The organism is Paenibacillus sp. SORGH_AS_0306 (assembly GCF_030819345.1).
In the GTDB taxonomy this organism is placed as follows: Bacteria; Bacillota; Bacilli; order Paenibacillales; family Paenibacillaceae; genus Saccharibacillus; species Saccharibacillus kyungheensis.
In genome coordinates, this window is record NZ_JAUTBP010000001.1 from 3,360,782 (window position 1) to 3,385,033 (window position 24,252).

Sequence of the window (24,252 nt, forward strand, 5' to 3'; positions counted from 1 at the left end):
ATGGAAAAGAGGGTTCTAGGCTATGCGTAAAAGTGCCCTGTTGATCAGGTTTATGCTTTGCTTGAGTCTATTGATAGTCTTATCTGCTTCTCCTTGGAGTGTAGCCCTATCTACTGCACAAGCTGCTTCTAATGATTCTGCGGAAGTAGATCAACTGTTGCCACTGGTAGGTAGTGCTCTTGTAGATGCCGGGCAACAAAAGTGGACAGATGCACAACAGGAATTAGATACATTTGCTACAGCATGGAAAGCTATCGATACATCAGCGGCTCCAACTGAAGCCAATGAAGTAAACACAGCTTTGACCGATGCTCAAACAGCTCTTGGCAAATCGTCTACTGATCCCAAAGCAGCTACCTCTGCTCTAGGGACATTAGCACGTGCAGTCAATACATTTTCCGAAACTGGTCAAGCCAAAAGCAGTGCAACAAGTAGCAGTACCGGGCCTTCTCAGCAGGGACTCACAGCAGTTAAAGTCATTTTGCCTTTAGCGGATACAACGATTCAGCATATCGATCAGCACAATTGGCAAGCTGCTCAAGACAGTTACAAACAAATCGTTAATTCGTGGCCTGATGTAGAGAATGCGATTCGTGCCGATAATTTCACAGTGTATAGTCAGCTTGAGGTTAAGATGAGTATGATTCGTGTTGCACTTCAAGCAGACCCTCCGCGTGAAGAACAAGCCAAAGCAGACACTCAAGCATTGATTACTTTACTGAACGAATATGCAGCAGGCGATATTGCGGATACTGCTCCTGCAAGTGGTACGGTTCGTTTGAGTGATGCCGTCACTTTACTACAACAAGTACAGACTGCTGTAACTAATCAAGATCAGACCCAAGCCTCTGATCTTATGACTCAATTCATCTCAATGTGGCCGTTGGTTGAAGGAGAAGTACAGATTTCTTCTGCTTCTACGTATACAGCTATTGAAAATGAAATGGCTGAAGTTCAAGGATATCTGGTATCTAATCCTCCCCTATGGTCACAAGCAAATACAGTGATTGTGACGATGCTTGATGAATTAACACCTTTAACTTCCAAAACATCTTATACCGCATGGGATGCCGCTATCATTTTACTACGTGAAGGTCTAGAAGCGATTCTGGTTTTAGCTGCTTTGCTCGCTTATGCCAAACGTAGTGGTAGTCGTACTGCCGGCAACTATATCTGGTCTGGTGCTATTTCTGGACTGGTGCTTAGTGGCGTGATGGCAGCGATCTTCGTGTATGCTTTCTCTCAAGTGTCTAGTAGCGGAAGTACTCGCGAAATGATTGAAGGTATTACCGGTCTGGTCGCTGTTGTGATGATGCTTAGTGTAGGGCACTGGTTACATCAGAAAGCCAATTTAAAAAACTGGAATACGTATATTGAAAATCAGGTCAGTGGCGCTTTGGAACGTGGTAGTCTGTGGTCGTTAGCTATCGTTTCTGGACTCGCTATTTTGCGTGAAGGTGCAGAGACTGCTATTTTCTATATTGGAATGGCTCCAGCGATAGCCCTTTCACAATTGATCTTAGGTATAGCGATTGCGTTAGTAATTCTGATCGTGATTGCTGTACTGATTATCAAGTTCAGTGTGAAGTTGCCGATTCGTCCATTCTTTTTAACTGCCACCGTATTGATCTATTATCTCGTTTTCCGTTTTCTGGGGGAAAGTATTCATGCGTTGCAAGTGGCAGGTAAATTCCCTGCTCATACAGTTGCTGGATTGCCTTCGATCAGTTGGATTGGTATGTATCCGACATGGGAGACCTTTATCCCACAAATGATCGTACTGATCTGGATGGTATGGAGATTGATTTTACCTGAATATCGTAGTCGTAAACAGACAGCTTAAATGGCTATAATCCGCTACAATCATGATTATAAAATAAAGTATATCGAAAGAGTCTATATCCTTTTATATAAGGGTATAGGCTTTTTTTGTTAACATACTATATATAATCCATTCTATGTATGATTGTTCATACCAAAGGAGAATACGATGAAAATTATTTTTATACGTCATGGTCAGGGCGAACATACCTTATCTCCACCAGAAAGCCTACATATACACCATCCCTCTTTAACTGAAAAAGGAAAACAACAAGCACAGCAATTAGCATACACATTCCCTTTACATACAGATGATACGATAGTTATAAGCCCTACTCGACGCACGATTCAAACTTCTCTGATCTGGTCACAAAATATATCTTGTACGCTGATCGTTCATCCATTTGTCGGTCCGCGAATGTTTCCTTTATTAGCACCAGATCAGGCTTATAGTTGTGATCAAATACTACCTTTGCACCAAATAAGATCAGATTATCCTTCGGTTCGTATTGCGGAATCCTCACAGCACATATGGACAGACGGAATAAATACAATCAGTGAGCAAGAATTCAGCACAGTTGCAGATCAGTTTATCACATGGTGTCGCCAACAAGACCAACCTAGAATCTATATTGTCACGCATGACGGAACAATCAATGCTTACCGCTCCTATTTCGGGGAATCAGTCACCCGTCATCATTTTTTACAAGAATCTCAATCTTATGTATTACATATATAAGCGTGCTAAATCATGCCCTTTATGAAGTATGATCTACACTGTGAATAACGTTGCTCCAAAAAGAATATTTATAGGTTGCAATCTTGTTTAGGGTGCTTTAAGATAATGGTGAAAGAAAATAATTTTCTCTATATATAATTAAAAAATAAAAATAATTTTCATTAAGGAGGATTAAACTTGTCTCCTATTTTGCATATGTTGGAGCAACGCATCGAAAGTTTATCTCCTCAAGAGCGCCGACTGGCTCATTATATTTTACAACAACCTTCTACTGTGATCCGTATGGGGATTACACAACTAGCTACTCAATGTGGTATTAGTCCTGCTACAGTTACTCGGTTTTGCAAAACGTTCCATTTCGAAGGATTTCCTGATTTTAAAATGAAGTTGGCTAGTGAATTAGCACAACAATCGATTCCAAGTTCATATCAAGATATTATTGCAGGTAATCCGCTAGCAGAGATTGTCAAAGCGATAGAAACCAATCATATTACATCGATTAATGATACAACCCGTCTTCTGGATCTACCTAAGCTTGAACAAGCTATCGGTTATCTTACCCGTGCGCGTCGTATAGATCTGTACGGTATTGCAACTTCGTCGATCGTAGCACAAGACTTTTATCAGAAATTAATTCGGATCGGTAAAAATAGCACATCGTTCTCTGATTCTCATATGCAGATCACTTCTGCTTCTACCCTTTCTTCAGAAGATGTAGCTCTAGCGATCTCTTATTCCGGGGAAACGAAAGAAACGATTGATGCTCTTTCTTGTGCCAAAGATAATGGAGCCACTGTATTATCACTTACTCAATACAGCAACAATAAGTTAGCTTCGATGGCGGATATTGCATTATTCTCTTCGTCTCTTGAACAAGGAGTACGCCGCGGGGATATGGCTTCACGAATCGCTCAGCTTCATATTATTGATATTTTGTTTACCGGTATGATCAGCGCTCAATTTAATGATTCTGTTGCTAAGTTGGAACTATCTTATAAAAATGTGCAACGCTATCGTAAAGACTCAGGAGGTTTTTAATAATGGCTAATGTAATTAAAGTGACTCATGAAGAAGATTTTCACAAAGTAGCTGCTCATATTGTCGCTAGTCTGGTACAGACTTCTCCTCGTGCAGTATTAGGGCTTGCTACAGGAGGCACACCTGTAGGATTGTATCGTGAATTGATTCAGATTCATAAGCAAGGATTAGTTAGTTTTGCCAAAGTAAAAAGCTACAATCTGGATGAATATGCAGGTCTGCCTACCGATCATCCTGCTTCTTATCGTACATTTATGAATGAGCATTTATTTAACCATATTGATATTAATCTTGAAAATACACATGTACCAGATGGACAAGCGACTGATCTGGATGCTGAATGTCGTCTGTATGATGAAATGTTGTCTGAAGCCGTTATTGATCTACAAGTGCTAGGTATTGGACATAATGGTCATATTGGATTCAATGAACCTGATGATAGCTTGAATCCTGCTACTCATGTCGTGACTTTATTAGAACAGACGCGAGAAGCTAATTCTCGTTATTTTGATTCGATCGACGAAGTTCCTGCACAAGCGATTACGATGGGTGTCGGTAGTATTATGAAAGCCCGTCAAATACTATTGCTGGTACGTGGTGCAGACAAAGCCGAAATTATTCATCGCGCAGTTACAGGTCCGATTACAACCCAATGCCCTGCTTCACTGTTACAATTGCATTCCAATGTTACGGTGTTGCTGGATGCTGAAGCCGGGAGGTTGTTTCAGTAATGCCGATCTCAACAGACATAACTCATTCATTTCAAATTATTCATGGGCGTGTGGTAACACCTACACATATTATTGAAAATGGAACTGTGCAAGTACAAGATCAAATGATTACGTATGTAGGTTCAACAGCCAATGCTCCTATATGGCAACACCAGACTACATACGATGCTCAAGGTGGCTTGGTGATTCCTGGCTTTATTGATATTCATGTGCATGGTGGAATGGGTGCAGACTTTATGGATGCTGATCCACAAGTATTGGACACGATTACTACTTTTCATGCCAGTCAAGGAACAACTGCTATTCTAGCTACGACGATGACAGCACCTCATGCGGATATAGATCATGTATTAGAACAGGTCTACAATTATATGCATCATGGACAAATGCCAGGTGCTCAAGTCGAAGGTGTTCATCTGGAAGGCCCATTTATCAGTCCGAAGTGGCCGGGTGCTCAAAATCCAGAACATATCGTATTACCGAATATCGAATGGTTAGAACAATGGGAGGCACGTTATCCCGGGCTGATCAAGCAACTTACTCTCGCTCCTGAGCGGGAAGGTGCTTTGGACTTGATCTCATGGTTACGTGAGCATGGAATTACAGCCGCTGCCGGACATACAGATGCTTCTTATGAAGAGGTTATGGCGGCTGTAGAAATGGGGCTTAATCACGCAGTTCATACCTTTAATGCGATGACTCCACTGCATCATCGCAAACCAGGAGTCGCTGGTGCTGTACTAAGTACTCCTGCTATTCATGCTGAAGTGATAGCCGATGGCATTCATGTTCATCCTGCGGCGGTTGCTTTGCTAGCACAGTTGAAGCAAGCTCATAATCTTATTCTGATTACCGATGCGATGTCTGCGGCTGGACTTGGAGATGGTCAGTATATGCTTGGCGATCAACCTGTAAATGTGATCAATGGAATAGCGACATTACCGGATGATAGTGGAACACTGGCGGGTAGCCGCTTAACAATGATCGAAGGTTTCCGCTTTTTGATCCAGCAAGCAGGTCTATCGATTATGCAAGCTTCTGCTGCCGCAAGTGGTAATCCTGCTCGTGAACTAGGCTTGTATGAACAGACAGGTAGTCTAGATATTGGCAAACGTGCTGATATACTGGTGCTGAATCCAGAAATGGAATTACAGCATATTTTTATCAAAGGACTGCTCAAATCTTACCGTTAATATGCAATAGATAAGCAAGTTCTCCAGATATAATTACTAGAGAACTTGCTTTTTTAGTTGTATTTATACTCAAATTATTATTTGAAGATAAACTATTGATTAACTTTTGGTCATATGTTATATTCTGAGTACCATTTTTAATGAGACAGGAGTTTACTTTCATGAAAGAAAAACGTCTACAACATCTGGAAGATTATATCCATTCAGTAGGTACCGTCTCTTTAGATGAACTTTGTGAATATTTTAACGTTTCTAAAAATACAGTACGTCGTGATGTAAATCAGATTTTAGAAAAAGGAACGATTCAAAAAGTATACGGCGGTGTTACATCCATCACTCCTGCTTTGATCCCTTTTGAAAATCGTGATCATACCAATCATCCCGAAAAAGTAAAAATCGGCAAACAAGCAGCGGCATTAGTACAAGATCAAGATTTAATTTTTATCGACTCCGGTACAACTACACGTAATATTGTTGAATTTCTTCCTTCCTCTCAACAGTTAACCATTTTGACCAATAGTCTGGATGTGATCAATGCGGCTGTTGCTTTTGAAAATATTACATTGATTACGATTGGTAATCGCTACAAACGCAAAACCAAATCGTTTGTCAGTATTGATGATCTACATATTTTAGATAAGTACAATATTAGTAAAGCTTTTATGGCGGCAACTGGAGTATCTATTGCGCATGGTTTGACGAATTCAGATATTTTGGAGTATGAAATAAAAAAGCGAATAGCTGAAAAAGCACAGGCTGTCTATTTACTTGCGGATGCTTCCAAATTCGGCAAGTCTACTCAGCTTACATATGCTCCTTTGCAAGAGGTCGATGTGCTAATTACTTCTGGCACCTTATCTGATGAATATCATTCGTTCTGTCGGGAGCATCAGATTGAATTATATATTTGTAAATAAACGATCCAAAAAAGACAATTCTTTTTCTAAGTTATGATTAGAGAAAGAATTGTCTTTTTGGTATAAAATATTATTTGTTCTGCTGATTGGATCATTTATAAGTATCTGCTATACTGTGTGCATCGCCTGACCACTGGTACCAAACTCTTGCATTTTATTTTGAACTACTTGTTGGACAGCTTCTGTACCCGGTGTAAGAATGTGACTAGGATCGTAAAGTTGAGGATTCTGGTTCAGCACTGTACGTACAGCTGATGCCCATGCCTGAATACATTCGGTATTAACGTTAATTTTGGCATGCCCTAATTCGATTGCTTGCCGAATCTGATGCGCTGGAATACCTGAACCTCCATGTAACACTAATGGTACACCTGTGAGGTCGGCAATATGTTTCATTTCAGCGAATCCAAGTACAGGTTCTCCTTGATAAGGACCATGTACAGAACCAAGAGCAGCGGCTAGTGCATCTATTCCTGTTTCTTTGACCAGTCGATCACATTCAAGCGGATCTGCGTATTGGATACCTCCGATCAATCCATCTTCCATCCCACCAACAGTGCCAACTTCCGCTTCAACCGATACAACAAAAGAGCTAGCATATTCTACGACTTCTAGTGTCATCGCTATATTCTGTTCAATAGGATAATGTGAACCATCAATCATTACTGAACTGAATCCATTATCAATAGCTTGCTTGCAGTGGTCTACACTCATTCCATGATCTAAATGTAAAGCCACCGGTACAGTAATCGATAATTCTTGTATCGACTTATCGACAATCGCTGCTATTAAAGCATATCCTCCCAGAAATGACACTAGTCGATCAGAAGCCGCCAAAATAACAGGCGCTTGCTCTGCTTGAGCAGCTTTGAGAATAGCTTGTACCCATTGCACACCGTTAATATTATATTGCCCTACTGCATATCCATCTGCTTGCGCTTGAAGTAACATCTGTTTCATAGATACGGTTCTCAACTTCATCTCTCCTTATGATCATTTTGCATTTAGAAGAGCATATCTTGTTGTGATTTAACTTCAAATCTAGCTTGCTATCCGTAGATCATTAAAAGATAGTTAAAGAAAAATATTAATACTGTTTAGCTGTTTTTAACTTTTCTTGTTGCGCCGCAAAAACACGCTGAATACTTTCGTGATCAGATACTTCGGCTACTCCTACATTCCACCAGCTCTCATATCCATGAGTCATCGTTTTCGGTAATACTTTGATCTCAATCAATGTAGAAGATGCCTGTTGCTGTGCATCTGCCAGAGCATCTTGCAATTGCTTGATATTTTTCACTTTGTACGATTTGGCTCCATAGGCTTCGGCTATTTTGGCGTAATCAATATTTAATATACGGTTGTCTGGCGTACGGAATTCGCACAAATAGCTTCCTCCACCGTTCTCCATCTGTAGATTGTTAATACAACCAAAGCCTGCATTATCAAAAAGAATAATATTGATCTTATGATGATATTGAATAGCAGTAACCAACTCGGAATGTAACATTAAAAAACTTCCATCACCCACAATCGAATATACTTCTTGATCAGGAGCGGCTAACTTAACACCAAGCGCACCGGATACTTCATAACCCATACAAGAATATCCATATTCCAGATGATACGTATTGGTAATGCTCGAATTCCAAATCCGTTGCAGATCACCTGGTAACGATCCTGCTGAGCCAACAATAATACTATCTGCTGGTATAGATTCATTCATAGCGATCAAAGCCGTAGTCTGTGGCAACTCGGTCTGAAGTGCGTCTGCATATTCATTAAGTGCCGCTTGATCAAATTGATTATCCACTTCTGGCGTAAAGTCTGTACGGTTAAATGTAATCTGACTTAATCGTTCTCGCTCTTGATCCCACTCTACTTTGAGCCCCTGTATCTGATTGCCAAATTCACTGGTATACCCTTCCAACAGCGGAGCCAGTTGTTCCAATGTTACTTTTGCATCCGCCACTACTTGAAAAGCATCTAATTTGTACGCTTGAGAACGACTAACATTAATATTTAAAAATTGACCATGTTCAAAATCAAATGCCGTTTTGGAAGAGGTTGCAAAGTCAGTATAGCGTGTACCGATGCCAATAATCAGATCCGCTTGTCGAGCTATTTTGTTAGCCGCTAATGTACCGGTAACTCCTACCCCACCTAGATTGTTCGCAAACATATATTCAACAGTCGCTTTACCTGCTTGTGTCTCTACTAATGGAATATGATGCTTTTCAGATAATCTTTTTACTATATCGCCTGCTTGTGAGTATTTAGCTCCACCACCGACAAGAATAACCGGATGGCGACTTGCTTTGATCAATGCTGCTGCTCCTGTTAATTCACGTGTGGTTGGCAATTTGCGATCTACATAATGTACACGACGAGCAAAAAAGGTCTCATCATAATCATAAGCTTCCCCTTCTACATCTTGCGCAATACAGATCGTTACAGGCCCTGCTTTGGCAGGATCGGTCATCACTTCAAAAGCTCGCAGTAAACTAGACATCAATTGTTCCGGGCGAGTAATACGATCCCAATAGCGTGATAACGGTTTTAAAGCATCATTGGTTGTCACTGCGGCACTGTATTCTTGCTCGATCTGTTGAAGCACCGGATCAGGCTGGCGGGTAGCAAATGTATCTCCCGGTAGAAAAAGTACCGGAATCTGATTAGCAAGTGCTGTTCCTGCCGCCGCTGCTAGATTGGCGGCTCCTGGTCCTACAGAAGTAGTGACTGCATATATTTTTTGGCGTAGCATTTGCTTACTGTAGGCAATCGCCGCATGAGCCATCCCCTGTTCATTTTTGCCTTGTATCACTTTGAGATGACCGGATTCTTGTTCTAATGCTTGACCGATCCCAAGTACATTGCCATGTCCAAAAATGGTAAATATCCCTTCTACAAAAGGAAATTCGTTCCCATCTATATGGATATATTGCGCATTCAAAAAACGAATTAATGCTTGTGCTGTTGTAAGCCGAATCGTTTGCATTATTTCACCTCGATCTGTATTGTGCCTCTGTCTCATCTGCTGCAATCAATTGCTCAATCTGACTTACTGTAGGCATCGCTTCAGAAGAACTATGCTTGCTAACCACGATCGAAGCAGAAGCGCTACCGTATTTGAGCGCTGTAGCAATATCTTTACCTGCAAATAAAGCATACAAAAAAGCAGAAGCATATGAATCGCCAGCACCAAATGTTTTTAACACTTTAGTCATATATGCTTTGCTTTGAAAAACATCGCCTGACTTTGTATACGCGTATGATCCTTCGATTCCATGCTTGATCACAATCAATTGAGGGGTATGCTGGAATAAATAAGCGATTGTCTGCTCATTTTCTCCTATACGATTTTCCAAAATATCAAATTCATCTCGTGTACCGATGACAATATCTGCTTGTTCTGCAACCAGTGTATAGTAGATCGAGGTTTGTTCTTTGGATGTCCATGTATACGGACGATAATCCAATTCAAAAATCACTTTCACCTGATGCTTGCGAGCGAGGCTGACTGCTTTGAGGATAGCTTCTCGTGAGGGGCTTTGAGATAAGGCAGTGCCTGATACCAGTAGAACGCTTGCTTGTTTAATATAATCTTCGCTTACTTCATCTGGCTCCAGATAGAGATCTGCTACATTTTCGCGGTACATCAGAATACTGCATTCTTCAGGGCTTTTGATCTCGGTAAAAGCAAGCCCTGTTTTGTGACCTGCCTGATCAATTACGACTCCTGTAATATCAATACCTAGATTCTGAATATAACTTGAAATAAAGCGCCCATGTTGGTCATCTGCAAGCTTACCGATAAACCCTGTTTTGAGCCCTAATTTGGAACTGCCAATCGCGATATTAACAGGCGATCCGCCTACATATTTGGTAAAGGTCATCGTTTCTTCCATAGGACGATTATATTCAGTAGCATTCAGATCAATACATGCTCTTCCGATCGCAATCATATCGAATACACGGTCACTTTTTAATTCGAATTTCATCTGTACTTCCACTCCGTTTCCTTCACAATTTTCGATTTGATAATCTGCTTAACGTTGCAATATCCATTCGTGATCAGGATCGTTGTGGAATTTCCAGATGCGCTTGGGCCCTGCCATAACATTCAGATAATAAGACGTGTATCCATCAGGTACACCTACAGGATGATATCCAGCAGGAACGATAACGACATTTCGATGTTCTACCGCCATCGTCTCATCGATCGAGCGATCATCTGTGTATACCCGTTGAAAAACAAATCCTTGTGCCGGATCGATTTCATGATAATACGTTTCTTCTAATAAAGATTCAGCAGGCAACATATCTACATCATGCTTATGTGGTGGATAACTTGACCAGTTGGCACTTTCTGTGATCACTTCAACCACTAATAGACTATTCACAGTCTGATCAGAATCTGGCAAAATATTATGCACAAGCCGTTGATTATTATATTTACCGCGATGTTCTACGCTATTTTCACTAGCTGGAATAAGACGAGTTGGACGTTGTACAGATGAAGGTGAATAACATAATGCTACTCTAGCTATCGTCTCTGCGGTCACTACAAAAGAACGATCATTCGAGATATATACGCTATCTGTAGGCTTTTTCTCAAACACACTTGTTCGTGTCCCTACTCCTGCAAAAGTCTGTTCATGATCACTAACAGTGATTGTACCGGTCACTGCTACAATACAACATTCTGTTCGACCTAATACTTCATCGTATAATGCACCGGGTTCCAAGTCGATCATTTTGAATCCTACATAATGCAGTGGTGAATGATCTGCGTTAACTTCATGTAAAAGGGTGACACCCGGACGAATATGCTGTTGTTGAGGCTTACGCAATAATGTACTCATCATGTGCCATCTCCCTTATTCAAACGTCGGTGTCACATAACGAGCAGTGACTACTTTTTTGTGCGTGTAAAAGTCTACGCTGTCTTTGCCGTTAGCATGCAATGTACCAAAAAATGAAGATTTCCAACCGGAAAAAGGGAAAAACGCCATGGGAGCAGGTACACCCAGATTCACACCTAACATGCCTGCATCTATATGTTCGCGGAAATAACGAATCGCTGACGCATTGGATGTAAAAATACACGCTCCATTTGCAAATTCAGACCGATTAGCCGTTTCAACCGCTTCTTTCAAATGCTTCACTCGAATAATCGATAATACCGGAGCAAAGATTTCATCTTTCCAGATGGTCATATCTGTCGTTACATTTTCAAAAATAGTTGGCCCGATAAAATAGCCTTCATTCGAAATCTGTTCACGACCATCGCAGACTAATGTAGCGCCCTCACTAATTCCTTTTTCAATATAGCCTATCGTACGTTGCTGATTTTCTTCCCGAATAACAGGCCCCAAAAACACTCCATCATCAAGACCGTTACCGATAGTGATCTCGCCTGCTCTTTCTTTTAACCGTTGTATAAATGCGTCAGCAATGCCTTCTTCAACAGCAACTACGGCACAAGCCATACAACGTTCACCTGCCGAACCAAAAGCGGATGCAATCACATTCGTTACCGTATCTTCAAGATCAGCATCGTTTAATACAATCGTATGATTTTTGGCTCCGGTTAATGCTTGTACACGTTTGAGGTTATTGCTTCCACGCTTAAATACATATTCTCCGACAGGCTTTGAACCGACAAATGAAATAGCTTGCACAGACGGATGATCCAATACACCATTTACGACATCATGTGCTCCGTATACGATATTGAATACTCCTTTGGGTAGACCTGCTTCTGTAAATAATTCCACCATACGTTTCGTTAATAGCGGTGTGCGTTCAGAAGGTTTGAGAATAAAAGTATTTCCCAGTGCAATAGCCATCGGGAACATCCAACAAGGCACCATCATAGGAAAGTTAAATGGAGCAATGCCACCGACTACACCGATAGGATAGCGGTAATTAACAGCTTCTACATCTGTTGCGATCGAAGCGAGCGAATCTCCCATCATCAATGTAGGTGCACCTGCGGCAAACTCTACATTTTCTATCCCACGCCCCACTTCTCCAAGCGCTTCTGTTAGATTTTTCCCATTTTCGATAGTGATAAGACGAGCTAATTCTTCTTTATGAGTAGATAGTAATTGTTGGAAATTGAACAGAATTCGAGCACGACGGGGAACAGCTACTTTTTGCCAAGATTGAAAAGCTTGATGTGCGACTTCAACGGCATAATCAATATCTTCTTTGGTAGAAAGAGGGACTCTGGCGATAATTTCTTTGGTCGCTGGATTATATACATCTTCGTAGACTGTTGTTTTGCTTTCTACCCATTCTCCATTGATATAATTTTTTAACTTTTCTACTGCTCGTGCTTCTGTCATTTCTATTCCTCCTCTAATCAATACACATCATAAAAGTTAACTTCACTATCCAGATCATTGTTATATTTTGATTCATTTATCACTTTTTGATTATGTTTTGATTAATTTATAGTTAGATATTATTATCAATTTTACCTACAGTCAATCATTTTATGTAACCATACTGCTTTTTGGCAAAAATAAAAACATCTTTTACAGAGTATAGGATCGACTCTATAAAAGATGTTAGTTATCCACAGTTTGCTAATGTGTATCTATGACATACAGCTTTGAACTTATTGGTGATCAGATGACGAAGTTATCGCTTGCGCGGCTTGAATCACTTGCTTGATCGATTCTGACGGCAACCGATATGCCCATTGATGAGCAGGATCGACTACCTCGATATAAGCAGAGTTATCGGTAGACTGGAATCCTTGATAAGTCTCGGTCACTGTTCGCTTCCCTTCTTTGCGAGTAACCTCAAGAGTGAATACAGGCGACTTGGAAGATAGCTGAGAAGCCGGTTGTGGCAGTTGATCGGTTGGAATATTTTTGATACTATCGGTCAAATTAGAAGCTTGTTCACTACTAATCGAATGACCATTAAATGTCCAGCGATCTTGACTTGGATCTTCCAGATTGGCTTTATGTTTTAAAGTCCACTGCTTGTCCTGATCTTGACCTGTCCAGCTCAAAGCTGTCATATATTGATCATCCCAACCCAATGGAGTCGTATCCACGAAACTAAATACAGTCGCTGATAAGTCTGTAACTGTCTGTTGAGATAATTGAATAATAGCTCCTTCATTTAAGCGTGCATAGTAATACCCATCTGTTGGTAATTTGCTACCAATATAGAGCCTATCCTGCTTGCCATCTATTGATGTAAGTACAATCGTAGGTTGCTTGGTATCTATCCCATATTTGGTAACATCGGTCGGTTGATTTTCGACAATAGCATGTACTGTTGCTGCTTGCAGTGTAGTCAACCAATCTGTAATTGCATACGCATTGGTCGGATAGCTTGCAGGTGTACGCATTTGCCATTGATTTTGTTTATTTTCTAAAGTGATCGATGATGGTATTGTAGTGGCTTTTGTATCATCTGATAAAGATTTCATTTCGATTTGTTGCACGTTAGCAGGTGTAAATGTAATCCATTTCGCTTCCACAAGAGCAGTCTGATCTTTTTGAAAAAAGTTCTGAGAATAGGCATAGGCTCCACCTAATAGCAAAATCGCCACCATGATGATCGTTGGCATCCATTTACGAAGTTGCACGATCTGCACGACTCCTTTCTATCCTCTACGTCGTCTCCACCATAGTACAATTCCTACAATGACAAATAACAAAGGAAATACAATAACCGTTCCAATAAAAATAATTTTCGCTTGAGATAACGATAAATTAGCGGTCTGGTATTGCTCTTGCACTTGCGGTCGAATCGTAATTTTATTCGTATTTCCCAGTAGATCATTAATACTGTTCAGTGCAAAATCCAAATTCGCTTGTTGTACAATTTCCTGATCCATCATAAATGTAGATCCGCCCAAAATCACAGCTTTCGGTTCACCTTTAGCATCTGTTACAGCAAAACCAAGATCGAATGGCCCTGCAAGGTCTTTGGTATCACGCTCTGTTTTGGATTCTAGTAATCCAGATAGATTCGTTTCTCCATAACTGTTACTTGAAGAAGTCAGTAATGGCGTAGTTGTCCATCCTTTCACTGCTTCTAACTGCAATCCTATCGACAGTGACATCATCGTATACATTTTATTTGCCGCTAATTTGGCTGTAATCTCATGTTGTCCGTAATCTGGAATAATCGTAAGTGGATCGTATAATGAAGTGTCTTTGGGTTCTACCGCTACAGCATGTGTATCTTTGACACCATACATACTCATCAAAGAGTCTAAGTTTTTCCAGCTACTGCTCATTTTTTCATTAAAGCCAAGCGATAAAAATAACTTGCCACCATTGTTCAAATACTGCTTAATCAGCTTGGTTTCTCCATCGCTCAAATCATTTTGCGGCCCAATAATCATGAGCAGATTAGCGTCCTTCGGAATTGATCCTTTTTGCAATAGCGACAGATCACTTACAGTAATATGTTCTTCTTTTAAATGATTCATCAGTGTACTCATATCTGTCGTTGCAAATTCATTATGTCCGTTAAGCAAATACGCTTTGTGTGTGGTAGATGAAGATAGCGATAACAGCCCTGACGTTAACTTTTCTTCACCGCTAAATTGATAAGATGCACTGGCTTCTGCGCTTTCTGCACTCATATCACTAGCTCCTGCACCATCAGCGAACATATCGTAGACAGGAACAATTTTGGTAGTATCTCCTTTTTTCAATACTACTGCACTTTCTGTAACACCATATTGCTTCGCAAGTGTCGGATTGGTCAGAAGATCATACGTTTTGACTTCTAGCTTACTGTTTACTTTATGGTATTCTGCTAATAAATCAGTCACTTCGCGGGTATATACTTCTGCATCCTGTGAATTTAGAAAGACAAGAGCTTCAACATTCTGATCCAATCCTTGAAGGGTGGTGATCGTCTGATCGGATAATGTATATTGTTTGTTTTTGGTTAAATCGACTTGAAATGTTCCGATCGAATTAAGAAATAACGTCAAAATAATAAAAATACCAATAACGGCTACCGAAAATACGACTGCATTTGTGCCTTGTATCCATTTTTTCATTGTGCTCACCTCCACCTTTTCCGTTCCACGACTTGTATACTCAGTACAAGGAACAATAACGATAAGGTGAGATAGAACAGAATATCCGGTCCATGCAGTACACCTTTGACTAGATTATCAATGCGGCTGGATATGGAAAAAGGCTCTAGCCATTTCTGAGCGATATCTGAATTCATCGTAAAGGAATCTATTATCCATAATCCTAGCAATAATACAAAAGCGATCACAGCTGATACCATCTGGTGTTGAGACAGACTGGAAGCAAATAATCCGATCGCCATCATCGCAGCGCCTAGTAAAAATACCGCTAACAAAGATAACAACAACATCGGTATATTCATCGTACCGAAAAAAGACATCGTGATCGGATACACCAGATTGCAAGCAATCAATACTAATAACAATCCAAGAGACGCTAAGTATTTACCGATTACAATCTCAGTGACGGTTACAGGGGAAGTCAGTAACAATTCATCGGTTCCCTGTCTAAATTCTTCGGATATCAAACGCATTGTTAACAGCGGAATAATAATTAATAACATAAAAATCGTATTGCCCAAAATCAAGCGGTAATCCAGTATACTTGGCTGGTAACCGACAAAACTAACATAAAACATATAGCTAGATAGCAATACATAGACCGCTATCGCAAAATATGTTGTTGGATTCAAAAAATACAACTGTAATTCTTTAGAACATATTGCCCACATGCGTCTCACTTGATTGTGTCCTCCTTCGGTAAAGGAGTATCTAGATCATCCACAGAAGTTGAATTTACATTAAGATCAGATGGAGAATCTGTCGTTAATTTGGCAAATAGTTCTTCCAGACTCTGACCTTCTTTACGCATTTCCAGTACAGGAATCCGTGCTTCTGCTAATAAAAGAGACAACGATTCTCTAAAGTCTTCCTCATCGATTCCTGTTAATTTAATCGTAATCAATTGCTCTTGCTGTTCATTCATATGAGAATACTGAAATTCAGTATGTGCAAAAGCAGCATGTTCCAGTACAGAGCGTACGATTGCAGGCTTCGATTTCACTTCCAATTGCACCTGGAAATTCTGTTGTAACGAATCACCAATATGATCAGCATCGCGATCCAGTACTAATTTGCCTTCATGAATAATTAACATCCGATTGCACAGCATACTGACTTCAGGCAAAATATGCGTGCTTAATAGTACGGTATGTTGTTCACCTAATTCTCGAATCAATTGTCTAATTTCCATAATCTGATTCGGATCAAGCCCGGATGTTGGTTCATCCAAAATAAGCAATTCCGGTTGATGAATAATCGCGCCAGCTAGACCGAGACGTTGCTTGTATCCTTTAGATAAAGAACGGATCACCTGTCGTTCTCTTCCTTGTAGTCCAAGCCGATCGATCATTTCGCTAATTCGCAATTTCTGCTCTCGTACCGATACATCGCGTAAATCTGCTACAAAGCGTAAATAAGAGCGTACCGTCATATCTGGATAAAGTGGCGGGGTCTCCGGTAAATACCCTATTTTGCTACGTGCTTGTCTGGATTGTTCGTGCATCGGTAAGCCATCTACCCATATCTGTCCAGAAGATGGGGTGAGATAGCCTGTAATCATACGCATCGTTGTGGTTTTGCCAGCTCCATTGGGACCTAGAAAGCCAACAATTTCGCCCCGCTTCATTTCAAAATCGATCCCGTCTACACTTCGACGCTGATCGAACCATTTGCTTACTTGCTGGACTTGCAGCATATTTCGTTCCCTCCCGCTTTTCCCAAAATCCTTTTTACTATAACGTAATTGTTATAAATTCAGCTTAAAAGAAGGTAAAGGAAAGCTTAAAAAAAGCCGCCAGATCATGATGATCTTAGCGACTTCTTTAAGATAAAGTGTGAGAAGAATGATCCAATTCAAAAAACCATTCTAAAAAAGAGTTAAAACTCTGCCATTGCGGTTGTAATTGCCCTGCCCAAAAGTCTTGTAATCGTTGACCGAGACTCAACTCCAACACTTGATCTGTCTGCCGATTGTAAAAGTATCCACCTTCACCGACAAAAGCATCCAGTGGAAGATATTGTTCAGGTAATTTCAATGTCTCGCGAGCACTATGTATACTTAGATCATAATTCGAATACAATACAAACCAGCAAATATGGTAAAGCTCCTGATGTCGACTGTAAAAAGTAGGCCCTGTCTCTGCATGTAGATAAAACTGTGCAAAGTCTGAATCCAGTGGAATCTGCAACGTTTCCAGTGCACCTGCATATTCAGTCGAAGCTTCTTCATACCATGCGTTTTGTTCTTTGAAATACTGCTCCACTTTAGGTGATAACAATGAAATGCTCCTTTCACTCTAGATATTCAATCTCATCTTACCAGTTTATCGTAAATTCTGGCTTCGTGCTCACATCAATCGGTACATCTTTAGAGCCTATACCTGCGGCAGAAGCAGCAAAAATATCTTCTTCGATCCCTAGTTTTTCTAATTTGAGTGTACGTGCAGCTGCAAGTTTGAATTTGGGTTCTCCTTCAACAGGAAACGTAAGACTACCCTCACTTGTATCTCCACCGTTGCTATCTATTGCTTGCCGGGCAGCAGCACCGATCTGATTGGCATACTGTCGCATCCGATCATACAATAAATCACCATTTTGGGTTGCTGTAAATTCTTCTTCAAAATAAGGTTCTTTTACCACCAGCATCCAATCTGTTGTAACATCAAATTCATTATCAATCAAGATATCTTCTAACTTTTTGGTATCTATATCTTCTTTAATTTGTTCTTCACGATCTGATTCTTGATCACCACCTGAACCAGAACCACTGTCGCTGTTAGAACCTGTCGAGCCTGATCCATTCGTATGTCCACCTGCATTACCTTCATAGTGACCACCACCAGAAGAATTTGAATGATTAGATGAACTTGAAGAAGAACCACTACTTCCACTTTCAGAAGATTCTTCATCCAGCTTTTCTAAATAGTCCTGTATAGTTTGCTCTGCTTTTTCTTGCATTGCCAGTTCATACTGTTTTTTCACTTCTTGTACAGCAGTAAGCGACGCGGCATCAGCTACATTTTGCGCCTGTCGCTTTTCAATAAAAACGGTAAAATAATAAAATAAAAACACACTACCGATGATAACAAAGGCAAGCGTCGATACTGTCAAAATCGACATTCCGCCCTGTTCATTATGAAGTTTCTGCTGTATATTCTTCATCCATCGGTTCATGTGTATTCATCTCCATTTTTAGTTTAACCAAACCAATAATTAGCCGTATACAATAACACAAATAGCAATAATCGCCATTACGACAAGCACTAACATGATTTGTTTATTCACTTTTGCCATCTGTTGCGGATCCGCTACAATCTCACCGCCACATCTAGCACATACCATTTCTTTACGTAATAATTTGCGTTCCGAGATATCCCGGCAAGATTGACAGGTATATTGCATGCTTATCCCTTCCGCATTTTCGACGTTTGTCACATGTATACATAAGATTGCGTATTATTTTTTGAAGTGTAAATACTCTTACTCATCTTTGTCTGTGTACGTAACAATCCACTGTGCGGCTTCTGCTCTAGAAACTTCTGCTTGTGGTTTGATTAATTTAACAAAGCCAAAAATATTGCGATATTCACGGTCTCCGTTTAGATAACCAGATATACCATGTATATATAAATCTTTATTTTGATACAGTTTACCAATATTCTTAGCGTCTTCTCCTACACTATTCAGCAAATTAGTTTTCAAAACATCTACATTCACAATAGGATCTTTTACACTAAATTGATCTTGATACCATGACCACATCAGAGTGAGCTGTTCTCTAGTTAAAGGTTGATCGAGCTGTAACTCATTATCATCTAATGGCACAATAGCATCTGCGGCTTTTAACGTTTCGATCAGATTATGATCGGGATCATCTACAGGTACGTCTTTGAAGCTCGATTGATCGGTTTGTTGAGGTTCAAAATCTTTAAAATCATATTTATATAACCATTTTATAAAATCACGTCGTGTAATAGAGTCATCTGGACGAAATTGTCCATTTGTATCAAGAGTAACTGCTCCTGATCCCAACAATTTAACAATCTGTGTTTTGACAGGACTATCTGAAATATCATTGACTGTTATCGTCTCACTGGAAGAAGATGTGTTGCTTAGTGAAGTATCTTCATCTTGATTTTCTTGATCGACCTCTACTTGTTTTTCATCAATCTGAGTATAATCAATAATCCATTGTGCGGCTTGTGCTCGTGTTACAGCTTCTTGAGGATCTAATGCTTGATCTGTAGAAAATACTTTAACATAAGGCTTTTCTTGTTTTCCTGCATAATAGCTCAAAGAAGCTAAATACGTTTTACCGATCTTCTTCATATCGCTATACTTGTTAAGCGTAAATTGTTGAACAGAATCTGCAACTATAGGATCTGTAACATCAGATTCACGTTGATACCATCCCCATAATAATGTTAATTCTTGGCGGGTCAGTTCTTTGTCCAGCTTCATCGTACCATCGGGGAAACCTGTAATAATACCAGCCGCTTGTAATCCTTCAATTAACCGATAATCTGGATTATCAGGAGCTACATCCGTATAACTAGGATTTTCTGCGTTTTTAGTTTTGACATGTTTATTATCATACCCATACATCCAATTGATAAATTCAGAGCGTGTAATCGGTTGGTCAGGATTAAAATTATCTGTCGCATCTAAGGTGACCGCTCCAGAGTCTATCAATTTTTTTATTTGCTGTTCGGCAGGATTATTACTAATATCTTTAGCTTCCGCAGGCAGAGCATCTGCTGTCGCATCTACTCCTTGTACAATTACTTTTACAGGAGTTGGAGCTGACAAAGAATCAACTGTAGCGGTAGATTGCTCTGTGGTAGCATCTGTTGGTTCTGATGATGTCTCTGTTGTATTAACTGAATCAGCAGATGATATTACAGGTTCTGCCAAATCGTTGCATCCTGTTAGAGCAAACGTAGCGGTAAGCAACAGGATATAATATCCCTTCTTTCTCATGTCTATTCACATCCTACGTATATTAATATTTATCTTCCATATCTTAGATATCCAATAATAGTAAATACAATAATGCCTAAATATAAACGAATTCGGTATTGTTTACGTGCTGGCGCATCAGCTAATATATATATGCCTGTCAAAACTAAAACACTAGGTATTAAAGCAATGATGACAGTAATAAGACTTCCATTAAAACTAAGAACACCTAAACTTCGATTAAGGTAACTAACCGCAAACATAGCTATTACAGCAATTACTATACTTATATTCAAATACTTATGTTGCCTTTTATCAGTAAAACTTTGTTGTAAAAATTTTATCATGCATTCACCTCTTTTATTATTTCTTGTCATTTGATAGCCATTCTGATCCCTTTTCTACTGATTGTTCCGTCACCTTTTGAGTAATATCTAATGGATTCTTTATACTTTGCAAAGCTTTTTCTTGATCTAATAAACGATCATACTGAGCTTGAGTTAAAGAATTATTATGATTATTTTGCCAGCGTTCTACTGTCCTCTTATTTGCAGTATCATTCCAAATCATATCTAATTGACGATGCGTAATTGATTTACCACCTACATTACTTTGACTAACTTCAATTCCTTTTTCCTCAAGATCAGATGTTGTTGTTGTAATACCATTATTAGTACGTACATTTTTAAGAACACGGCCAAATATAGGACTCAAAACCATAGAATTTAAAAAGCTAGTTGTTCCTTGTTGTGCAAGATTTTTATTTTCATCTGGATCTATTAAGGTTTTGATTCTAGTCATTGAAAGAGATTCTACCATACTGCCAAAAAATCCAGATACAGATTTTCCAAATTGAGATCCTGCGGGACTTTTAAATATGTCTGTTACTTTATCAAATATTAATGCCCCTGCTAGACCTTCTAAAAAAATAATCCCCATATCTTTAAAGTCTGGTACTATTCCATCAAAAGCCATTTTATTAAAAAAACCAGTACTTATATTAATAATAGCTGAAGCTTTAAATGCTTTACTTGTTATAGCAGATTTTATCGTTTGAATAGGTGAACTTATTAAACTTCTACCCGAATCCCATAAGCCTCTACCAAAGCCTTTTAAGTATCCCCAAGATCTTTTGCTAGCTTCTTTGAAAAATAATTTTGTACCTTGACTTCTAAAAAAAGTCCAACCTCCTCGTACAGCGCCTACGACTCCAGATTGAGCAATACCTATTATAGAAATTGCACCTAAAGCGCCATAACCAATCCCTTTAACAAACTCAAAGTTATCACCAGCCAGCAATCCATATATGCCACCAGCTATAATACCTACTACACCAGCTACAATAAGAACAGGTACAGAAATAGGAGCACTTAAAATAACTGAGAAAATAACAACTGCTGCTAAAATAACGGCTCCTGCTCCTATAGCTCCAGCCGCTGCTCCTTTACCAAAATTCTGCAAACTTTCGACAGGGTTAGCGACGATCTCTTTGCCTTTGTCCCACCATTGTTCATACCACGGACGATTATCTACTTGTTCATTTCCTTGCTGATCAGCTTTGGCTGGATTAGGTTTATCTACAGAAGTACCATCTGTATTTGTACCGTCGACTTGAGTACCACCTGTTGGAGTAGGCGATGGAGTCGATGGTAGAGGGGTTACAACTCCATTAGATTCAGTGGAATTCGGCATCGTTGTACCGTTTCCATGGGTACTATTAGTAGATGTCCCACCAGTTTGATTGCCTTGTGTCTGCCCATTGTCAGGAGTTTGCGTATTTCCTTGTTGATTAGGATCAGATGATTGATTCTGACCTTGATTTGTACCGTTTTGATTTATGCCATTTTGATTTGTACCATCTGGATTCGTGCTATCGCCAGGCGGAATAGCTGTATCGGTTGTAGTGTCAGGTGGAACAGCATTCTGATCTTTCACTTCAACATCACTCAGATGGACTTTAAAAGGAGACTCTTGATCAGTATCCGCTGTAGCGAACACAGGTGAAGCTAATGTGAGAACAAAAAGCACTGCAAGCAGTGCTCCACCTATTTTATACATAACGCGTCGGATATTGAACACTTCCTTTCCGTACGTTTTTGAGAATAACTGTATAATTATTCTTTTGCCGGATCTTCTTCTTTGCGTACCGTCGCTGAAGATGAGATCGGAATAGATAATCCCGATGTATTGAACAAAGCTCCAGATACAAGCGGTGATTCCAATGTCACTTTGACAGTGACATATGTATCGCCACCTGATGAATATTCTTGCTTGCTCATTTCCTTTATGTCGTATTTACCTGCAAAATTACGAATTGCTGTCTGATATCCAGCATTTCCTTGATCTTCTACCATTGCCACACGTGCGCCTTCCATTACTGCTTGTTTGACTGTTACTGCTGTAATCGCAGCAGAAGCAAATTGAAAAACAATAAGTACCATTAAAATAAATAAAGGCAACACACCTACAAATTCAATAGCTTGCGCACCCCGCTGATTATGAAGATACTGACGCCAGCCGCCCGTAGACGGCACGTCACCAGTATAAGTACTTTGGTTATCCACCAATTTTGATTTTATCGATTGCATCTTTAATTTTATCCACCAGTGCTTCTGCAATTCCGCCACCCTCTTTACCAAACAAGCTCATTAGTGCAATGATCAGTACAACGACAACAGCAGCTACACCTACATACTCGATTGCTTGAGCACCTTTTTCATTTTTGGTATATTGTCCAATCGTTGTTGCTTTGGCATATAAGTAAGAACCTAATTTGTTCATCATCGTTATTCACCCCCTCTCAATAAAATCAAATGGTTTGATGCAATATCCCTTTTGTTATTGCAAAGCATCCCATGAGACGCCAATACCTTCAGGATTATAGATGAAGTTAAGTACTAACAATCCGACAACACATAGCAATACAGCAGGTAAAATAAGAAAGCTGGTAATCAAAGTAACTTTAGGTCCTGCTTTGGCAGCACGCTCTTTCATCATACCGATTCGAGTTTCACGCATATCTGTGGATAGCAGATTAAATGTCTGAGAAATGGGAACGCCTAATTTGCTACCTTGTACCAGTGAAGATACTAACGTTTCTAATTCTTTACTTTGATTGCGATTCATCAATCGGATATATGCATCTTCGCGCGGAACTCCGATATCTAATTCTTGTTGAAAGCGAGATAACTCTTCTTGTAAAGGTCCATCCATTTTCATAATAATTTGTTTCATAGCAGGATCCATCGGTACACCGGCTTGTAAAGTAACGCTCATCGCATCCATAAAATCAGGTAAATCCAAACCTAAGCGCTCTTGTCTTTCTTTGGCCGCACTTCGTAACCAGAGCGAAGGAAATGCTAATCCAGCAAGTATAAATAAAATGAATACAACACCATTACCGAATCCCATCCATACTAGCAATGTCCCGAATAACATTCCTGCAAATACACATAAAAAGCGAAATCCATAAAAGGAATCCAATCGTAATCCACCTGGATGTCCAGCAAGTTCAATTTGCCGTTGAATCGTAGTCGGATTTGTAAACAATTTGAACCGCAAACCTAAAGGAATTAATTTTTCTGACCAATCAAATATTCGCTTTTTAAATCGTTCACTTATAGTACGTTTCTTTTTCTTATCTTCATTCACCATACCCATTCTTTTTTTGAGACTGAGTCGTTTTAGCTGATACCGCCAGTAAAAGAATACAGCAGCACCCCACGAAATTAGTGCTGTATACAATAGAGTATTCGTCCATAACATT

General features: G+C 39.7%; 24 protein-coding genes. 6 read left to right on the forward strand and 18 right to left on the reverse strand.

Translation table 11 applies throughout. From position 1 onward, the window contains the following. The first annotated feature begins 22 nt into the window (after positions 1 to 22). The 6 genes from QE450_RS14600 to QE450_RS14625 all read left to right on the forward strand — a co-directional run bounded on the left by QE450_RS14600 (position 23) and on the right by QE450_RS14625 (position 6,439). A complete protein-coding gene (locus QE450_RS14600; protein WP_307300083.1) occupies positions 23 to 1,843 on the forward strand; it encodes an FTR1 family iron permease in 1,821 nt (606 codons plus the stop codon). A 147-nt stretch (positions 1,844 to 1,990) separates the two neighbouring features. After that, on the forward strand, positions 1,991 to 2,560 hold the full coding sequence (locus tag QE450_RS14605) for a histidine phosphatase family protein (protein WP_307300086.1): 570 nt from the start codon (positions 1,991 to 1,993) through the stop codon (positions 2,558 to 2,560). A gap of 177 nt (positions 2,561 to 2,737) precedes the next feature. Further along, positions 2,738 to 3,598 (forward strand): MurR/RpiR family transcriptional regulator, encoded by an 861-nt coding sequence (locus QE450_RS14610; protein WP_273613424.1) that lies wholly within the window; start codon positions 2,738 to 2,740, stop codon positions 3,596 to 3,598. Positions 3,599 to 3,600: 2 nt separating this feature from the next. Beyond that, complete coding sequence (nagB, locus tag QE450_RS14615; protein WP_273613425.1) at positions 3,601 to 4,329, forward strand: glucosamine-6-phosphate deaminase; 729 nt, start codon at positions 3,601 to 3,603, stop codon at positions 4,327 to 4,329. Continuing rightward, positions 4,329 to 5,522: an N-acetylglucosamine-6-phosphate deacetylase gene (nagA, locus tag QE450_RS14620; RefSeq protein ID WP_307300091.1), complete on the forward strand. Its 1,194-nt coding sequence runs from the start codon at positions 4,329 to 4,331 to the stop codon at positions 5,520 to 5,522. Before nagB ends, nagA begins: the two co-directional genes overlap by 1 nt. A gap of 161 nt (positions 5,523 to 5,683) precedes the next feature. Next, positions 5,684 to 6,439: a DeoR/GlpR family DNA-binding transcription regulator gene (locus QE450_RS14625; RefSeq protein ID WP_307300093.1), complete on the forward strand. Its 756-nt coding sequence runs from the start codon at positions 5,684 to 5,686 to the stop codon at positions 6,437 to 6,439. 108 nt (positions 6,440 to 6,547) lie between these two features. On the opposite strand, the gene fba is transcribed toward QE450_RS14625, so the two are convergent. The 18 genes from fba to QE450_RS14715 all read right to left on the reverse strand — a co-directional run bounded on the left by fba (position 6,548) and on the right by QE450_RS14715 (position 24,251). Further along, complete coding sequence (gene fba, locus QE450_RS14630; RefSeq protein WP_307300096.1) at positions 6,548 to 7,414, reverse strand: class II fructose-1,6-bisphosphate aldolase; 867 nt, start codon at positions 7,412 to 7,414, stop codon at positions 6,548 to 6,550. A gap of 112 nt (positions 7,415 to 7,526) precedes the next feature. After that, positions 7,527 to 9,440, reverse strand: coding sequence for a 3D-(3,5/4)-trihydroxycyclohexane-1,2-dione acylhydrolase (decyclizing) (iolD, locus tag QE450_RS14635; RefSeq protein WP_307302718.1), 1,914 nt, complete (start codon positions 9,438 to 9,440; stop codon positions 7,527 to 7,529). Position 9,441: 1 nt separating this feature from the next. After that, positions 9,442 to 10,440, reverse strand: a complete 999-nt coding sequence (gene iolC, locus QE450_RS14640) for a 5-dehydro-2-deoxygluconokinase (protein WP_307300098.1) — start codon at positions 10,438 to 10,440, stop codon at positions 9,442 to 9,444. A 48-nt stretch (positions 10,441 to 10,488) separates the two neighbouring features. After that, positions 10,489 to 11,304 carry a 5-deoxy-glucuronate isomerase gene (gene iolB / locus QE450_RS14645; RefSeq protein ID WP_274171993.1) on the reverse strand — a complete coding sequence of 272 codons (816 nt, stop codon included), beginning with the start codon at positions 11,302 to 11,304 and terminating at the stop codon, positions 10,489 to 10,491. 15 nt (positions 11,305 to 11,319) lie between these two features. After that, positions 11,320 to 12,792 carry a methylmalonate-semialdehyde dehydrogenase gene (gene iolA / locus QE450_RS14650; protein WP_307300100.1) on the reverse strand — a complete coding sequence of 491 codons (1,473 nt, stop codon included), beginning with the start codon at positions 12,790 to 12,792 and terminating at the stop codon, positions 11,320 to 11,322. Positions 12,793 to 13,067: 275 nt separating this feature from the next. Next, the gene (locus tag QE450_RS14655; RefSeq protein ID WP_307300103.1) at positions 13,068 to 14,054 is read right to left on the reverse strand and encodes a DUF4340 domain-containing protein; all 987 of its coding nucleotides are present in this window, start codon (positions 14,052 to 14,054) and stop codon (positions 13,068 to 13,070) included. Between the two features lie 18 nt (positions 14,055 to 14,072). Further along, entirely contained in the window at positions 14,073 to 15,488 is a 1,416-nt protein-coding gene (locus QE450_RS14660; RefSeq protein WP_307300106.1) for a GldG family protein, read from the reverse strand. Between the two features lie 5 nt (positions 15,489 to 15,493). Further along, a complete protein-coding gene (locus QE450_RS14665) occupies positions 15,494 to 16,207 on the reverse strand; it encodes an ABC transporter permease (protein WP_273613434.1) in 714 nt (237 codons plus the stop codon). Beyond that, positions 16,204 to 17,223 carry an ABC transporter ATP-binding protein gene (locus QE450_RS14670; protein ID WP_307300110.1) on the reverse strand — a complete coding sequence of 340 codons (1,020 nt, stop codon included), beginning with the start codon at positions 17,221 to 17,223 and terminating at the stop codon, positions 16,204 to 16,206. The genes QE450_RS14665 and QE450_RS14670 overlap by 4 nt, the downstream gene beginning before the upstream one ends. A 127-nt stretch (positions 17,224 to 17,350) precedes the next feature. Beyond that, the gene (locus QE450_RS14675) at positions 17,351 to 17,806 is read right to left on the reverse strand and encodes a hypothetical protein (RefSeq protein ID WP_307300113.1); all 456 of its coding nucleotides are present in this window, start codon (positions 17,804 to 17,806) and stop codon (positions 17,351 to 17,353) included. Between the two features lie 37 nt (positions 17,807 to 17,843). Beyond that, a complete protein-coding gene (locus QE450_RS14680) occupies positions 17,844 to 18,701 on the reverse strand; it encodes a pilus assembly protein TadG-related protein (protein ID WP_307300116.1) in 858 nt (285 codons plus the stop codon). Positions 18,702 to 18,740: 39 nt separating this feature from the next. Further along, positions 18,741 to 18,929 (reverse strand): hypothetical protein, encoded by a 189-nt coding sequence (locus QE450_RS14685; protein WP_274171987.1) that lies wholly within the window; start codon positions 18,927 to 18,929, stop codon positions 18,741 to 18,743. 78 nt (positions 18,930 to 19,007) lie between these two features. Further along, positions 19,008 to 20,507, reverse strand: coding sequence for an S-layer homology domain-containing protein (locus QE450_RS14690; protein ID WP_307300119.1), 1,500 nt, complete (start codon positions 20,505 to 20,507; stop codon positions 19,008 to 19,010). A 29-nt stretch (positions 20,508 to 20,536) separates the two neighbouring features. After that, positions 20,537 to 20,833 (reverse strand): hypothetical protein, encoded by a 297-nt coding sequence (locus QE450_RS14695; protein ID WP_301263311.1) that lies wholly within the window; start codon positions 20,831 to 20,833, stop codon positions 20,537 to 20,539. Positions 20,834 to 20,849: 16 nt separating this feature from the next. Continuing rightward, entirely contained in the window at positions 20,850 to 22,421 is a 1,572-nt protein-coding gene (locus QE450_RS14700) for a hypothetical protein (protein ID WP_307300123.1), read from the reverse strand. A gap of 179 nt (positions 22,422 to 22,600) precedes the next feature. Then, positions 22,601 to 23,074: a TadE/TadG family type IV pilus assembly protein gene (locus QE450_RS14705; RefSeq protein ID WP_301263313.1), complete on the reverse strand. Its 474-nt coding sequence runs from the start codon at positions 23,072 to 23,074 to the stop codon at positions 22,601 to 22,603. After that, positions 23,043 to 23,270: a hypothetical protein gene (locus tag QE450_RS14710; RefSeq protein ID WP_137223651.1), complete on the reverse strand. Its 228-nt coding sequence runs from the start codon at positions 23,268 to 23,270 to the stop codon at positions 23,043 to 23,045. Before QE450_RS14710 ends, QE450_RS14705 begins: the two co-directional genes overlap by 32 nt. A 54-nt stretch (positions 23,271 to 23,324) precedes the next feature. Then, positions 23,325 to 24,251, reverse strand: a complete 927-nt coding sequence (locus QE450_RS14715; RefSeq protein WP_307300129.1) for a type II secretion system F family protein — start codon at positions 24,249 to 24,251, stop codon at positions 23,325 to 23,327. Position 24,252 lies beyond the last annotated feature (1 nt).

Coding starts and splice junctions, on each gene's coding strand:
- QE450_RS14600 (WP_307300083.1), top strand. CDS start 23: ATGCGTAAAAGTGCCCTGTTGATCAGGTTTATGCTTTGCTTGAGTCTA.
- QE450_RS14605 (WP_307300086.1), top strand. CDS start 1,991: ATGAAAATTATTTTTATACGTCATGGTCAGGGCGAACATACCTTATCT.
- nagB (WP_273613425.1), top strand. CDS start 3,601: ATGGCTAATGTAATTAAAGTGACTCATGAAGAAGATTTTCACAAAGTA.
- nagA (WP_307300091.1), top strand. CDS start 4,329: ATGCCGATCTCAACAGACATAACTCATTCATTTCAAATTATTCATGGG.
- QE450_RS14625 (WP_307300093.1), top strand. CDS start 5,684: ATGAAAGAAAAACGTCTACAACATCTGGAAGATTATATCCATTCAGTA.
- iolC (WP_307300098.1), bottom strand. CDS start 10,440: ATGAAATTCGAATTAAAAAGTGACCGTGTATTCGATATGATTGCGATC.
- iolB (WP_274171993.1), bottom strand. CDS start 11,304: ATGAGTACATTATTGCGTAAGCCTCAACAACAGCATATTCGTCCGGGT.
- iolA (WP_307300100.1), bottom strand. CDS start 12,792: ATGACAGAAGCACGAGCAGTAGAAAAGTTAAAAAATTATATCAATGGA.
- QE450_RS14660 (WP_307300106.1), bottom strand. CDS start 15,488: ATGAAAAAATGGATACAAGGCACAAATGCAGTCGTATTTTCGGTAGCC.
- QE450_RS14670 (WP_307300110.1), bottom strand. CDS start 17,223: ATGCTGCAAGTCCAGCAAGTAAGCAAATGGTTCGATCAGCGTCGAAGT.
- QE450_RS14680 (WP_307300116.1), bottom strand. CDS start 18,701: ATGAACCGATGGATGAAGAATATACAGCAGAAACTTCATAATGAACAG.
- QE450_RS14685 (WP_274171987.1), bottom strand. CDS start 18,929: ATGCAATATACCTGTCAATCTTGCCGGGATATCTCGGAACGCAAATTA.
- QE450_RS14690 (WP_307300119.1), bottom strand. CDS start 20,507: ATGAGAAAGAAGGGATATTATATCCTGTTGCTTACCGCTACGTTTGCT.
- QE450_RS14695 (WP_301263311.1), bottom strand. CDS start 20,833: ATGATAAAATTTTTACAACAAAGTTTTACTGATAAAAGGCAACATAAG.
- QE450_RS14705 (WP_301263313.1), bottom strand. CDS start 23,074: ATGCAATCGATAAAATCAAAATTGGTGGATAACCAAAGTACTTATACT.
- QE450_RS14710 (WP_137223651.1), bottom strand. CDS start 23,270: ATGATGAACAAATTAGGTTCTTACTTATATGCCAAAGCAACAACGATT.
- QE450_RS14715 (WP_307300129.1), bottom strand. CDS start 24,251: ATGTTATGGACGAATACTCTATTGTATACAGCACTAATTTCGTGGGGT.